This window comes from Neolewinella aquimaris, from assembly GCF_014197245.1.
Lineage (GTDB): Bacteria > Bacteroidota > Bacteroidia > Chitinophagales > Saprospiraceae > Neolewinella > Neolewinella aquimaris.
Window position 1 is genome coordinate 376,511 of record NZ_JACIFF010000004.1, and the last position, 14,852, is coordinate 391,362.

A 14,852-nucleotide genomic window follows, 5' to 3' on the forward strand; every position below is an offset into this window, starting at 1 on the left:
CCTCAGGCCGGCGAGGGCTGTCGCGCGGCTACCTGCTGCAGGAAATTGCCCATGATCCGGTTAAATTCCTTCGGGCGCTCCATCATCGGTGCGTGGGCGCAGCGATCGATGAAGTGCAGTTCGGAGTCCTTGATCAGTTCGTGGAACTGCTCGCCGACAAAGGGGGGCGTGATCTCGTCCTGCTTGCCCCACACGAGGAGGGTAGGCGCTTCGATGTGGTGAAGCTTATGGGCCAGATTGTGGCGGACGGCCGACTTGGCGGTCATCACGATGCGGATGCCCTTACTGCGATCGTTGACGGTGTTGTAGACCTCGTCTACCAACTCCTTCGTGGAGGTGGCCGGGTCGTAGAAAGTGCTTTCCACCTTTTTCTTGATGAATTCGTAGTTGCCCCGCGGCGGAAAGCTGTTGCCCATGGCGCTTTCGAACAGTCCGCTGCTGCCGGCCAGGGTGATCGAGCCGATGCGTTCGGGATGATCGATGGCGTAGAGAATGGCTACGTGACCGCCCAGGCTGTTGCCCATCAGGTGTAGGTTATCGAGCCGCTTGTGTTTCACGAAATCGGCGAGGTGATCGACCAGTCCGGCTAGCGAAACCTTGCGCAGGGGCAGGGTCATCATGGGCAGGGTGGGTACGATCACGTTGAAGCGGCTGTGAAATTCTTCGATCTGGGCACCGAAATTGCTCAGTCCGCCGAAGAGCCCGTGCAGCAAGAGAAGGGGTTCGCCCGAGCCCCCCGTTTCCAGGAATTCGAACTTACCGTCTTTCTTCATCTTCAAATTCATGAGGCGGAAATTACAATTTAGGCACAACTATAAGCATACTTTCTTTGAACGGTTGCCGCGCGGGCATAGTTTGTTAGTCCAAACCCTTTGACCATCACCACCCTTACGCTTCTTCGATATTCCGGTTTTCGGGACCGCCTCTGGGCACTCTCGCAGATGCAACTGGCCCACCCGCGGTTGGACGGGGTGGAGGGACTGAAGTTCCACCGGCTAATGGGAAGTGGTGGCGGCAACGGATTCGGGCTTTCCCCCAACTGGGGGGTCTACGCACTCGTGAGCCACTGGGAAAACGACGCCCTGGCCACCTCCTTCTTTTCCTCCGATCCCTGGTTCCGGGAAGTCACCGCGCGGACGATCCAGCGCATCACCTTTCGGCTGGAAGCGACGATGACGCACGGTGAATGGGGCGGCACGAATCCCTTCACTCCCCGACCCGAACGTTACGATGCATCCCAACCGGTGGCCGTGATCACCCGGGCGACCATTCGCCCCAGAAAATTATTCGATTTCTGGCGGTACGTACCCCAGGCGAGCGCCTCGGTTTACGATCAGGCCTCCCGTTTACTTAGTATCGGGATCGGAGAATATCCCGTGTTCATGCAAGCCACGTTCAGCCTATGGACCAGCGGCCAGGCCATGACGCGTTTCGCCTACTCCGGCGAACGTCACCGGGAGGTGGTCAAACTGACCCGCGAGCGCGACTGGTACCGGGAGGAGCTCTTCACGCGTTTCCGCATCTGCGGGGTACAAGGTGAGTGGAACGGTCTGGATTTGTCGGCCATCGAACAGGCTTGGGGGCCACAAACGAATCCTCCCGCGGGGAATGTTAAAGTTGGCCCGGAGTAAGATTATCGTGGTACCTTATATCTCGATAATACCACTTCCCCGGTCCGACCTCATGCCACAGCATTCTTGGAACATTACCGGCCACCAAGGCAACCATTACACGTTGGGTCTCTTTCATGGAGACAAGACACAACACGTGGTCCTGCACTGCAACGACCGGGTCGTCCAGATCGACTTCGAAGTGCGGGAATCGCGTACTTACTCCGTCTTTCTCGACCAGGAGCTCTGCGAGGTCAGCATCGACCATACCGGCGGAGATCGTTACGATTACACTTGCCGGATCAACCACGATGCCCAGACACCGCTCAACGAGCTTCGTAAGTCGCACCGCGATAGCCAGAACCGGCTGGAAAAGACCCGCATTATTGCAGCCGGCTGTGTCGTCCTCCTCATCGTTTTCTTTTTAATCGGCAGCGCCCTAAGCTAGCGCAACGATCGGATTGCCCGGCCACTTCCGCAGTCCCATCTTTGTAGCATGCAGGAACAAGACACCTACCAGACCATCGCCCGGGCCATCCGCTTCATTCGGGCGCAGCAGGAGGAGCAGCCGTCACTGGATGCGATCGCCACCCACGTCGGCCTGAGCAAGTTTCACCTACAACGCCTATTCACGGAATGTGTGGGGGTATCGCCTAAAGCCTATTTGCAGTATCTAACGACCGAATCCGCCAAAACATCTCTCAGCGCGGGCCGTAGCACCCTGGCCGCAGCTTACGATAGCGGCCTGTCGGGTAACAGTCGGCTGCACGCACACTTCCTGAAGGTGGAGGGTTGCACGCCGGGCGCCTACAGACTGCGGGGGCAGGGGCTGCAAATCACCTACCATACCTTCTCCACCGCCTTTGGCCGGGCGGTCGTGGCGGAAAGTCAGATCGGCGTGTGCAGTTTGGTGTTTTTGGAAGAGGACGATTCGCCCGCTGAGCACCTAAGTGCAGCCTTCCCCAAAGCGCAAATTCGGCCCGGTATCGGAGTGCACTCGCAGCGGGTCACTGACTTTTTCCGAAACTGGAAAACTCCCGACCGCCCCATCGGCCTTGATCTTCGGGGCACTTCCTTTCAGTTGCAGGTCTGGAAGGCGCTGCTGCGCATCCCTACCGGCCAGGCGGTCGCCTACGGCGACCTGGCCCGTGCGATCGGGAAGCCAGCCGCAAGTCGGGCCGTGGGTACCGCCATCGGCAGCAACCCCATTGCTTACCTGATTCCCTGTCACCGCGTCATTCGGGGTGATGGGCAGTCGGGCGGTTACCGGTGGGGGCCGGAGCGTAAGGCGATCATTAATGGCTGGGAGGCCGCCCGGTAGCGACGGCCTTTAGCCGTCACGCTGTATATCATAACACGCAGGCAGCTTGACGGCTGAAGGCCGTCGCTACTCGGCTGAAGGCCGTCGCTACTGGGGGACGACCCGCACGATTCCAGTGCCCTCGATGCTCGCGTAGATATACTCATCCGGACCCATTCGCACATCGCGGACGCGGCCGATATTTTTGATCAGGTCCTGTTCGCCGGTGACGGTGTTGCCGTCGAGGTGCACTAATTTGAGGTAGCTGAACTTCAGGCTGCCGACGAGTAAGTCGCCCTCCCAGCCGGGGTAGCGATCTCCGGTAATGAAGGCCATACCACTCGGGGCAATGCTGGGTACCCAGTAGTGGACGGGCTGCTCCATACCCGGCTTGGCCACCTCCTGGGTGATCTGACTTCCGTCGTAATTGATGCCGTAGGTGATCACGGGCCATCCGTAGTTCTTGCCGGCTTCGATGATGTTAACTTCATCACCGCCGCGGGGGCCGTGCTCGTTTTCCCAAATCTCTCCGGTGGTGGGGTGGACGGCCATTCCCTGCAGATTGCGGTGACCGAAGGAGTAGGTAGCTTCCTTAGCGTTCGGCGCGCCCACGAAGGGATTGTCGTTGGGGATACTGCCGTCTGCCGCGATCCGGTATACTTTGCCGCCGTCGCGGGTGGTGTCCTGTGGATTTTCGTCGCGGTTGCCGCGATCGCCGATGGTAAAGTAGAGATGGCCGTCGTCAGGTCCCCAGACCATGCGGCTGCCGTAGTGCTGGCCCTTGCTAGTAGCAGGCCCGCCGTCGTACAGCGAGGTAAAGTCTTCGAGGGTGGTTTCATCGTCGCTGAGGCGTCCGCGGCCGACGGAAGTGAATCCTTTCTCCCCACCGTCTTCGGAGCGGCTGTAGGAAAGGTAGACGAGCCGATTGTTTTCGAAGTCCTGATCGAGCAGTACATCGAGCAGACCGCCCTGTCCCACATCGCGCACTTCCGGCACACCAGTGACCAGGCTGGAGGAATCTCCGTCAATAATCATCAGCTTGCCTCCCTTCTCGGTGGCGATCATGCGGCCGTCGGGCAACCAGGTGAAGCCCCAGAGAATATCCTCGTAGTTGAACACCGTCTCCGCTTCCACGCCGGCGGCGGTGAGCATCATGGTGGGCTCGGTATCGGAGGCGCGGTCGGGCCCTTCGGTGATTTCGGAATCGGTAGTGGCTGGATTGCTGCACGCGGCCAGGAGACCAGCAAATAGGAGGAGGGAAAAATAACGCATTCGTAGGAGCTTAATAATGAGGGCGGGGCCGCGGGCGCTGTGTTCATTGCACCTGCGGCCCCGCCCAAAGTAACGCTTGTTCGTAGAAGTGGTTACGGCTTCTTGCCGGATTCCGTTTTGGCGAAGTCGCCGGCGCGGAGCAGGACCATCTTATCCACGTCGATGTACTTCTTGACGGCGGCGTTGATTTGCTCGGGCGTGAGGGCCATCATCTTCTCCTCGAGGGACTTGTCCCACTGCATGTCGCGGTCGAGGTAAGCGTTGTTTCCGAGCTCACCGGCCATGCTGCGGTCCTGGGCGCGGCTCACGGCGGCGTTCTGCTTCCAACCACTCTTGGCGGCGGCGATCTCCTCGGCAGTGAAGCCCTCGTTGCGGGCCTTGTCGATCTCCTCGCGGAACGCCTTTTCGAGGGCCTCGCGATTTTCGGGATTGTAAATCGCGTACGACATAAACGTTGCCCGCTCATCCAGCGAACTGGCGTTGAACTGACTGCCTACACCGTAACTAAGTCCGTCTTGCTGCCGAATGCGGGTTGCCAGACGGCTGTTGAGGAAGCCGCCACCGAGCATGTAGTTACCCATCACGAGGGCCGGGTAGTCGGGGTGTGCGTCGTTGAGCGGCAGGGTCTGCACGGCTACAAACCAAGCATTTGCCTTGTCGGGGGTTTCCATTTTCACCATCTCGGGTTTGACGGCTTGGTACTCGCGGGCGACGCGCTGGAACTCAGTCGGGCTGTCCCAGTCGCCGAAGTTGCGCTCCAGTGCCTCCTTCACGGCTTCAACGTCCATGTCCCCGCTGGCGGAGAAGGTGATGTCACCACCGCCGTATACCTCATTGTAGTACTGCTTTACGTCCTCCAGTTTGAGGTTCTTCAGGGCTTCCACTTCCTCGTCGAAGGTCATGACGTAGAAGGGATGGTCCTTCGGAAAATCGCTGGCCCGGCGCTGCATCTCCGTAAAGACGATGGCCTGGGGATCGCTGCGGCGCTCCTCGATGGCGGCAAGTTCTTCCTTGATCATCTTGTCGAATTCCGACTGCGGGAAAGTAGGGTGGCGCAGCACTTCTCCGATCAGGTCGATCACTTCGGGAAGTTTCTCGTTCTCGGTTTCGATGGAGGCGTAGGCACCGTCGGCATCGCCACCGATACTCACGCGGGTCTTAAGTTCGTCGAGCTTATCCTGGATCTGCTGGCGAGTGTACTTTTCGGAGCCCATCATCAGCATGCTGCCGGCCTTGTCACCGGCTACCGCCCTACCCCTCATCACGTCAAGGTTGCCGAAGCGTAGCTGCAGCATGGCATTCACGCTGTTGCCACGGGTTTCCTTGGGCAGTAGGGCGAATTCGATGTTACCCTTCTCCCCGAGGGTACCGCTGACGGTGCGGCTATCGATGTTATCGTAGGCGGGATCGAACTCTTCCCCCTCCGCGATGGCTTCGCGGCCCTCGTAGCCTTCCGTCATGGCGGTGAGGTCACTCACTTCGGGGATCTCCGCGCGGTCGGGGGTGGCAACGGGGAAAAAACGGCCGATGGTGCGGTTCTGTGGTTTGAAGTACTTCTCGGCTACCCGGACTACGTCGGCGACGGTCACCTGCTCCACGCGATCGCGGAAGATAAATCCGAGGCGCCAGTCGCCCTGGGCAATGTAGCTGCTGAGGGTCAGGCCCACACGGTTCGCGTCGCGCTGATTGATTTCAAAATTCTTGATGATACCGTCTTTGGCGCGCTTCACTTCTTCCTCGGTGGGCGGGTGTTGGGCGAGGCTGTCGAGGGTATGCTTAAGCTTGTTTTCCACCTCCATCAGGTCGTTCTCCTTCAGCACGTTGGCATTGAAAAAGGCGAAGCTGGGTTCGGCGAGCGCGGGAGCGAAGCCCCAAATGGAGCTGGCGTTGCCCTCTTCCACCAGTGCGGTATAGAGGCGACCACCGGGCTCATCGGTCAGTACGTCCATCAGTACGGCAATGGCCGGAAAATCAGCGTGGGGGCCGGCCGGAATGTGGTAGGCGGCCTGGACCACCTGTACATCGCCCACGCGGCGGAGCTCGACGAAGCGCTCGCCATCCTGGATCGGCTCACGGGTATAGGTAGGATACAATTCCCGCTCAGGGCGGGGAATAGCACCGAATTTTTCCTGGATCAGTTCCAGGGTGGTTTCCGGATTGAATTTACCGGCTACGACGAGGACGGCGTTATCCGGCTGGTAGTACTTGCGGTAGAATCCCTGCAGCCGTTCGATGGGTACGTTCTCCAGATCGGCCTTGGAACCGATGGTCGATTTGCCGTAGTTGTGCCAGAGGTAAGCGGTACTCAGTACCCGCTCCATAAGTACACCGCCGGGATCGTTCTCGCCGCTCTCAAATTCATTGCGCACCACGGTCATCTCACTGTCGAGGTCCTTCTTGGCGATGAAGGAGTTGACCATGCGGTCGGCCTCCATATCGAGGGCCCAGTCCAGGTTTTCCTGGGTCGCGGAGAAGGTCTCGAAGTAATTGGTACGGTCGTACCAGGTGGTGCCGTTGGGACGGGCGCCGTGTTCGGTCAGTTCCTGGGGAATATTAGGGTGGTCGGGCGTCCCCTTGAACACCAGGTGTTCGAGGAGGTGGGCCATGCCGGTTTCGCCGTAGGCTTCGTGGCGGGAGCCGACCTTATAGGTCACGTTGACGGTGATGGTGGGGACGGACTGGTCGGGAAAGAGCAGCACCGTAAGGCCATTGTCAAGCCGGTACTCGGTAATTCCCTCTACGGAAGTGATCTGTTCCGGTCCCTCGGCGCTGGTGGATTGTGCCTGCAGTGCTCCGGTCGTCAACCACAGCAGGCTGAAGCACAGCGTTAGGATCGATAGGTTTAAGTGGCGCATAGTGTCGGTTTGGTTAGAAGATTTGACCCCATAAGGACGGAAGAAATACACGTGCGTTGCACAAATTTAGACCAACGGCGGGTCTTCTTCTACCAATCCGCTCACCCCCATAATCCGCTTTCCGCTTCCCACCATGCCGGTGAATTCCACACTTCCATGTCTTACCATACATTCGTCGATTCAGTTTGTACTACCGACGCTTCCTCCCCTATTTTTGGGAACTCACCACCCTATCGTCACCAACCGCCCGTTAATTATGCTCACCGCCAAGGTCCGTCGCGATTGGTACCGCATCATTCCCTTCGGAATTATCTGGTTACTGACGGCGGCCATTTCTCTACTAATCGAGTGGATTGCCTACGGAGGCACTTTTCCCTCCTCCGATACGATGATTTCCCCCGATACGGACATCCTGATATTCGCCCTTCTGTCGATGCTGGGCCTGGGTCTATTCGTGGGCTACGTGGAACTAAATCACCTGAATAAGCTCTTCATCCGACAGTCGTTCTTCCGCAAATCAGTCTACAAATTCCTTATTTACTTCGTGTTCATTCACCTGGTCGTTCTGGTGACTTACCCAATCGCCGCGAGCATGGAGACGGATACGACCGTATTAGATCCGCACGTTTGGAGCAGGCTCTGGCAGTATCTAAATAGCCTGATTCATCTGAGTACCGCCCTACAGCTCGGCGTAGCCATTACGCTATCGATCGTCTACGCCCAGGTCAGCGAGGTGATTGGTCACACCACCCTCCTGAATTACCTGACCGGCACTTACCACCACCCCCGCGAGGAGCACCGCATCTTCCTCTTCGTAGATATGCGCTCCTCCACCACTATCGCCGAATCCCTCGGGCACGAGTGCTACTTCGACCTCCTCAGAACCTACTACGCCGACTTGGCCGAAGCCGTGATCCGTCACCGGGGAGAGATCTACCTCTACGTGGGCGACGAAATGATCATCTCCTGGAAACTCTCCGATGGGCTACAGGACAACACCTGCCTCCGCTGCTACTTCGCCATGCAACACGACCTGCGCGAGCGCGCCCACTGGTACCGGGAGCACTACGGCGTTGCCCCCGACTTCAAGGCCGGACTCCACTACGGCAGCGTCACCACCGGCGAGATCGGCGTCGTCAAGAAGCACATCATGTTCTCCGGCGACGTCCTCAACGCCACGGCCCGCATGCAATCCCTCTGCAACACCGTCGGCGTCGACCTGCTCGTATCCGCTCCCCTCATCGCACTCCTTCCCCCGAATGAGGCCTTCCACCCCCAGTCCATCGGATGCAAGGAACTGCGCGGCAAAACCGAGGAACTCGAGCTCTATACGGTCACCCAGTGCACCCCCGTGCCCCAATTGTAGATTGCAACTTTCACCTCAGCAGGGTACGAAACGCTAGCTACGCAGTTTACGGTCAGTCAGTTGCTCTCTAGGGCAGGGTGTATGACTGCCGGTTTTCGGCCGCATGCCGTCAGCACCAGGTAAACGTACTGGGTGCAATCGGAGTAGCCCGGCATATGATAATCGCCGGTAGCAGTAATGGGCTGAAATCCTTATTTTAAAGGAAAGAACACCCGCCTCCCATGCTCGATCCGAAAACCCGGCGGCAAATGGTGCGCCTGTTGCCCTTCGGAGCCATCTGGTTGTTGTCGGCCGTGGTCTTTCTCCTCGACGAGTGGACGGCCTTTGGGGGGCACTTCCCCACCTCCGATGGCGTCATCGTACCGGATGCCGAAATTCTGGCCTTCGCCCTGGTCGCCATGGCGGTATTCGGCATGGTGGTTGGCCACATCGAGCTCAGTGTGGTGTCCGGACTATTCGCCGGCACTTCCTTCGCCCGTAAACTGGTGGCAAAGCTCATCCTCTACTTCCTTCTCATCCAGGGCATCGTGTTACTGGCCTACCCCATTGCCGCCAGCATGGAACACGATACCACTCCCCTGGACCCCCTGGTGTGGCGCAAGCTGACCACCTACGTGACCAGCTACGCCTACATCAACTCCGCCCTCCAGCTGGCCGTGACCATCGGCCTGTCCATCCTCTACGCCCAGTTCAGCGATCTGGTCGGCCACACCACCTTTTTACAGTACCTCGCCGGCAGCTACCACGCGCCCCGCGAAGAGACCCGGGTGTTCATGTTTGTGGATATGCGATCTTCCACGGCCATTGCCGAGGGCCTCGGCCACGAGCGCTACTTCCGTCTGCTGAAGGATTACTACGCCGACTTGGCTCCCGCCGTCGTCGACCACGGGGGAGAGGTCTACCTTTACGTCGGCGACGAAATGATCCTGTCCTGGAAGCTCCGCGACGGCCTCCACCGCAACAATTGCCTGAGCTGCTTTTTCGCTATGGAATCCCTGCTTGCCGATCGCGCCGCCTGGTACACGGCTGAATACGGCGTGGTACCCAATTTCAAGGCTGGCCTCCACTGCGGACAGGTTACTACCGGCGAGATCGGCGTGCTGAAACGCCACATCATGTTCACCGGTGACGTCCTCAATACCACCGCCCGCCTCCAGGACCTCTGCAATTTCTTTGGCGTGAAACTATTGGTCTCCGCCCCCCTACTGGAAGCTTTGCCCGTCACGCCGGACTTTGCAACCCGATCCGTAGGCCACCAGGAACTCCGCGGCCGTAAACAATCCCTGGAGGTATTCACCGTCACGAAAACCGGTATAAGCGATAAGGTAACCTCGTGACCGCGGGAAATAGCATACTTAGTAAGCCCTTTCCCCACTCCCCTCCATGTAGTTCACGAACGCCTTATTCACCACCCGAAAGCCCCCCGGCGTCGGATAGTTACCGCTGAAATACCAGTCGCCGTTATTGTTCGGGCAGGATTCCTGGAGGTCCTCGATGGTCTGGTAGATCACGTCGACCTTCGGCTTGGTACCCTTGGGGGTCATGATCTGGGCGATCTTCTTGCTGACGTCTTCGTACTTGAGCTGGTCGTACAGTTGCTTGACCATGTTCTTCTGCTTCTTGTCCGGCTTCTTCAGCTCGGCAACGGCCTTTTTGTAGACCTGCTTGATGAGCTTCTTCTTGCCGCCCTCCACGAGCAGTGCCTCCATGGCCTTGAAGGCAACGAACTCGCCCATTTTGGACATGTCGATCCCGTAGCAATCCGGGTACCGAATCTGGGGTGCCGAGGAGACGATGATGATGCGCTTCGGCCTTAGCCGGCTTACGATCTTGATGATGGAGTCGCGCATGGTGGTACCGCGCACGATGCTGTCGTCGAGTAGTACCAGCGTATCGATGTCATCGCGCACGATGCCGTAGGTGACGTCGTACACGTGGCTGACCATGTCATCGCGACTGGAAGTGTCGGCAATGAAGGTGCGGGTCTTACCGTCCTTTACCACGATCTTCTCGTTGCGCACCTTGGTTTTAAGCACCTTACCGAAGCCGTTCTTTCCCTTCTTCTTGCGGCGCTTCATTTCCTTTTTTCGCCACCAGCGGAGCTCGTCCTCGAGTCCTTCAATCATGCCCTGGAAGGCGGTCTCGGCGGTATTGGGGATGTAGCTGACTACCGTGTTGTCGAAGTCGTACTTCACGGCCTTGGCCACCTGCCGGGCGAGTCGGCGACCGAGTTCCTTGCGTTCGAGGTAAATGTCGCGGTCATTGCCCCGACTGAAGTAAATGCGCTCGAAGGAGCAGGCCGCACGTGGCAGGAGCTTGGTGAACGGCTTCATGCTCGTCTGCCCGCTCTTCTTGATGATGAGTGCGTGGCCGGGTTCTACTTCCTTGATGGCCTCGAAGGGCACGTCGAAGACCGTCTGCAGGGCCGGCCGCTCGGAAGCTACCGCCACAAATTCATCGTCTTCGAAGTAGAAGGCCGGACGAATGCCCGCCGGATCGCGCATTACGAAGGCGTCGCCGTGGCCGATCATGCCGCCCATCACGTAGCCGCCGTCGAATTTTTTACTGGCCCGCTTGAGCAGCCGTTGCACGTCGAGTTCGTCGGCGATGATGTCGTTGATCTCGATGTTGGTGTGGCCGTCGGGCTTGTGCCAGCTGTGGATGCGCTGCACCTCGTCGTCGAGGAAGTGACCGATCTTTTCAAGCACGGTCACGGTGTCGGATTTTTCCTTGGGATACTGTCCCAGCTCTACCAGTTCCTGGAAGAGTTCGTTGACGTTCGTCAGGTTGAAGTTACCGGCTACGATCAGGCAGCGGGTCTTCCAGTTGCTCTGCCGCAGGAAGGGGTGGCAGGTTTCGATGGCGTTGCTCGAGTGGGTGCCGTAGCGCAGGTGCCCCATCATTACTTCGCCGGTGTAGGGCAGATTTTCCTTGAGCCACTCCCCGTCGCTCAACTGCTCGGGGGTGAGCACGTCGAAGCGTTTGTAGACCCCCGCCCAGAGGTCGTCGAGGTAGTTGGAGGCATTGGACCGCTTGCGGCTGATGAATTTTTTCCCCGGCGGGTGGTCGAGTTTTATCGTGGCCATCCCGGCGCCGTCCTGTCCGCGGTTGCGCATTTTGCGCATCAGCAGTTGGAGGCATTTGAGCCCGTGCAGGGGGGTTCCGTACTTCTTGTTGTAGTAATCCAGTGGCTTTTTGAGGCGGATCATTGCTAGTCCGCACTCGTGGTGGATGGCTTCACTCATGTCAGGGCGCCCTTTTTGGGGAGGGACAAAGGTACAACGCTTTGGGCGGGGCCGCGGGTGCGTTGTGTTTGGGAATTAGCGGTGTGGGAAGGGGAGAAATTTAAAATTGGGGATTTTTAATTTAAAATTGCCGGCATACACTCGCTTCGCTCGGCTTGGTAAGTCGTCGGCCGACCGAGGTACGAGGATCGTCCGCCGACTGGGGGAGTGGTTTGGAATTGAAAATTTACAATGTAAAATTGCCGGCATCCACTCGCTGCGCTCGGCTTGGTAAGTCGTCGGCCGACCGAGGTACGAGGATCGTCCGCCGACTAAGCGGGAGGAGAGATTTACAATGTACAGTTTACAATTTACCATGTACCATTTGGCTACCGCACGTTGGGGTCGTCGGCCGAGCGAGGCACGAGGCTCGTGTGCCGACTAAGCGTAAAGAGAGATTTACAATGTACAGTTTACCATGTACCATGTACCATTTGGCTACCGCACGTTGGGGTCGTCGGCCGACCGAGGTACGAGGATCGTGCGCCGACTAAGCGGGAGGAGAGATTTACAATGTACAGTTTACCATGTACCATGTACCATTTGGCTACCGCACGTTGGAGTCGTCGGCCGACTGGGCGACAATCGGCGACATATCAGGGAGATTTTAGGCGCGCTTGGGTTAAAGCAGGGGAAGCGGGCGGCGGCGCGCAGGAGCGGAGCAATTTCGGGAGAAGCCCTTATTTTAGTATAAACGCGGAATTGATCTGCGCTACCCCAAATTCGGTGTGCATTCCGGTAATCCCTCTGATCCAGTCCCTTAACCTGCGGTAATCTGCGTAAGATCCGCGGCGATAAAACACCCACCCATGGTCATTGAATACATCCGTTACAACATCCCCTCCGAACAGCAGGAATCCTTCGTCACGGCCTACCGGCGGGCGGCGGCGGCACTGGACGAGTCCACCTACTGCCTGGGATACGAGCTCACCCACTGTGAGGAAGACAAAACGAAGTTCATCCTTCGCATACGCTGGACCTCCACCGCGGACCACCTTAACGGATTCCGGAAATCCCCCGCCTTCCGCGGATTCCTGCAGCACGTGCGCCCCTACTTCAATTGCATCGAGGAGATGAACCACTACGCCCTGACCGACGTGATCGCGGCCAAGGAGAATTGATGGGACTTCGGAGGATGGTGGCCTACCCCGATTCCCTACTTTGCGCACATGAACATTGCCACTTACCAATTCAACGCGGAACTCGGAGCCGTCGATCGTAACCTGCAGCGCATTGAAGATATCCTGACGGCGCTCCCCCCCGGCAAATACGACGCTATAGCATTTCCGGAAATGTGCGATACGGGCTACGCCATGGACGTGATCACGGAGCGGGCGGTCTTCTGGGGGCCCGATCACCTTGCCGGAATAAAGCACCTGGCGGCGGAGAAGAATACCACCGTCGTCCTGGGACTTTCCGAGCGAGTAGGAGATAAGCTCTATAACACCACCGCGGTGATCGACGCTACCGGTACCCTCGTGCATACCTACCGCAAGACCCACCTCGTATCGATCGAGCCCATCAACGAGCATCGGTACATCACGCCCGGGGATAAACTGGGCATCTTTTCGCTGGGAGGCGTGGTTGCGGGTATCATGACCTGCTACGAGTTACGCTTCCCCGAGGTGGCGCGTGCGCTGACGCTGCGGGGCGTCCGGCTACTTTTTGTGCCCGCGGCCTGGCCCCTCGTGCGCGTCGATCACCTCACTACCCTGCTGCGGGCACGGGCCATCGAAAACCAAATTTTCATCGTCTCTTCCAGTCGGGTGGGCACGGATGCCGGCACGCAATTCTCGGGACATAGCATGATCATTGACCCGAACGGCGAAGTACTGGCCCGGGGATCGGAATCGGAGGAAGCCCTACTACACGCAAAAATAGATCTGGCGGAGATCGAACGATCACGTGGGCGGATCGGAGCCTTGGGGGAACGCCGGCCGGAACTTTATTTTTGACCGAGCCTGGTCCGGAACGCGAGCGTCAGCGGATAACGATTTCATCCAAAAAGAACCAAGCCCCTCCGCCGAATGGGCCCGGCCCAAATTTTTACCCGCACGCAGAGGTATCGTTTCGGTAAAGGAGGAAAGTTGTTGCTCCGCCGGAACACATTTGCCAAGCCGATTGCTTTTTTCCTTGGGTATTACTCGCAACAGATTGTCCTCATGGTTACGGGTCTGCCTGCGGCATGGGGAAGTCAAAAAAGGCACTGGTTGGCGTTGCACCTGCGCGACGCCCGCCCCGCAAGACAGTTTATCCCATTTTGGCCATCATCTCACCCACGTGGGTGAGAACTTCGGTATGTTCCTTGGTGGGACTAAAGTCCATGAACTTGATGTCTTCTTCTACGATTGCCGTATGTCCGGGGGGCAGGTAAAACATGTCCCCGGCTTGAATGATCTCTTCCTTACCATCATCGTAGATCACCTTCAATTTTCCTTCGAAAAGGTATCCATAATGGGGGCAGTGACAACTGTCATTTTCCAAGCCCTTCAGTAAAGGGGTAAAGTCAGTTCCTGCCGGCAGATCGTGGAAGTTCGCGTCCATTCCTCCGAATCCGGATTTGGTCCGCATTTTCATTCCCGGTGCTTCCATCGTCACTGGAATATTGGTTTTATTGATTTTCATAACGCTACAGTGATTGAGGTAGGAATGGCCGTTCCAGGAACGCTGTCAGGGTATTCAGCAAACAGCTACACCCATGTTGGCTTTCTGGCCATGATGGGTATACTGGATAAATGCATCAGCATCGCTTGTGCACAAGCTATGCTGAAGTATGCCTTCCTATTGGATTAGATAATGGGTATTCGATATTTAAAGTAGGGGTTGCACCCGGTTATTACAAGAGTAGTAGAAAATATTCGGCGTATTCCCGGTCATTTCTATCCACCGTGATACATTATTTATCCACTCCACTACCGGTTCTATAATTAAATTCAGTAAATCTTCGGATAGACAGCCTATCAACTCCCGTTTCCAATCGCCGGAATACCCTGATATAACTCAGAACGTAGTCTTCATCCTCCTAACCTCGTGGTTATCCATCGATTATGGGGTATGCTTTCATCTACTTCAGCAGTTCCCCGGGTAAGGTGTACACGTAAGGTGAATAAAGAATCTTCTTCCGCGCTGTAAGCTCATTTCCCTACGTGGAGTAGTTTAGTTGCA

Annotated in this window: 12 protein-coding genes; 7 read left to right on the forward strand and 5 right to left on the reverse strand. The window is 57.5% G+C overall.

What is annotated here, in order from left to right:
* Window positions 1-2: 2 nt before the first annotated feature.
* The gene (locus GGR28_RS10170; RefSeq protein ID WP_183495672.1) at window positions 3-785 is read right to left on the reverse strand and encodes an alpha/beta fold hydrolase; all 783 of its coding nucleotides are present in this window, start codon (window positions 783-785) and stop codon (window positions 3-5) included.
* 87 nt (window positions 786-872) lie between these two features.
* Here GGR28_RS10170 and GGR28_RS10175 point away from each other — a divergent pair, with 87 nt between their 5' ends.
* From GGR28_RS10175 to GGR28_RS19360, 3 genes are all read left to right on the forward strand, one after another.
* Window positions 873-1,631 (forward strand): hypothetical protein, encoded by a 759-nt coding sequence (locus GGR28_RS10175; protein WP_183495673.1) that lies wholly within the window; start codon window positions 873-875, stop codon window positions 1,629-1,631.
* A gap of 103 nt (window positions 1,632-1,734) precedes the next feature.
* Complete coding sequence (locus GGR28_RS10180; RefSeq protein ID WP_183495674.1) at window positions 1,735-2,058, forward strand: hypothetical protein; 324 nt, start codon at window positions 1,735-1,737, stop codon at window positions 2,056-2,058.
* Window positions 2,059-2,106: 48 nt separating this feature from the next.
* Window positions 2,107-2,931, forward strand: a complete 825-nt coding sequence (locus GGR28_RS19360; RefSeq protein WP_183495675.1) for a methylated-DNA--[protein]-cysteine S-methyltransferase — start codon at window positions 2,107-2,109, stop codon at window positions 2,929-2,931.
* 87 nt (window positions 2,932-3,018) lie between these two features.
* Here the strand turns inward: GGR28_RS19360 and GGR28_RS10190 are convergent, their stop codons facing one another.
* Entirely contained in the window at window positions 3,019-4,182 is a 1,164-nt protein-coding gene (locus tag GGR28_RS10190) for a PQQ-dependent sugar dehydrogenase (RefSeq protein ID WP_183495676.1), read from the reverse strand.
* A gap of 92 nt (window positions 4,183-4,274) precedes the next feature.
* Window positions 4,275-7,037: a M16 family metallopeptidase gene (locus GGR28_RS10195; RefSeq protein ID WP_183495677.1), complete on the reverse strand. Its 2,763-nt coding sequence runs from the start codon at window positions 7,035-7,037 to the stop codon at window positions 4,275-4,277.
* A 256-nt stretch (window positions 7,038-7,293) separates the two neighbouring features.
* Between GGR28_RS10195 and GGR28_RS10200 the strand changes: the two genes are divergently transcribed.
* Both GGR28_RS10200 and GGR28_RS10205 read left to right on the forward strand, forming a co-directional pair.
* Window positions 7,294-8,403, forward strand: a complete 1,110-nt coding sequence (locus GGR28_RS10200; RefSeq protein WP_183495678.1) for an adenylate/guanylate cyclase domain-containing protein — start codon at window positions 7,294-7,296, stop codon at window positions 8,401-8,403.
* Between the two features lie 221 nt (window positions 8,404-8,624).
* Window positions 8,625-9,740, forward strand: coding sequence for an adenylate/guanylate cyclase domain-containing protein (locus GGR28_RS10205; protein ID WP_183495679.1), 1,116 nt, complete (start codon window positions 8,625-8,627; stop codon window positions 9,738-9,740).
* Window positions 9,741-9,758: 18 nt separating this feature from the next.
* On the opposite strand, the gene GGR28_RS10210 is transcribed toward GGR28_RS10205, so the two are convergent.
* Window positions 9,759-11,648: an amidophosphoribosyltransferase gene (locus GGR28_RS10210; RefSeq protein WP_183495680.1), complete on the reverse strand. Its 1,890-nt coding sequence runs from the start codon at window positions 11,646-11,648 to the stop codon at window positions 9,759-9,761.
* Window positions 11,649-12,496: 848 nt separating this feature from the next.
* On the opposite strand from GGR28_RS10210, the gene GGR28_RS10215 reads away from it, so the two are divergent.
* Together GGR28_RS10215 and GGR28_RS10220 are read left to right on the forward strand one after the other, a co-directional pair.
* The gene (locus tag GGR28_RS10215; RefSeq protein WP_183495681.1) at window positions 12,497-12,808 is read left to right on the forward strand and encodes an antibiotic biosynthesis monooxygenase family protein; all 312 of its coding nucleotides are present in this window, start codon (window positions 12,497-12,499) and stop codon (window positions 12,806-12,808) included.
* Window positions 12,809-12,856: 48 nt separating this feature from the next.
* Window positions 12,857-13,642, forward strand: a complete 786-nt coding sequence (locus GGR28_RS10220) for a nitrilase-related carbon-nitrogen hydrolase (protein ID WP_183495682.1) — start codon at window positions 12,857-12,859, stop codon at window positions 13,640-13,642.
* Between the two features lie 295 nt (window positions 13,643-13,937).
* Here the strand turns inward: GGR28_RS10220 and GGR28_RS10225 are convergent, their stop codons facing one another.
* Window positions 13,938-14,312, reverse strand: coding sequence for a cupin domain-containing protein (locus GGR28_RS10225; RefSeq protein ID WP_183495683.1), 375 nt, complete (start codon window positions 14,310-14,312; stop codon window positions 13,938-13,940).
* Window positions 14,313-14,852: the final 540 nt, after the last annotated feature.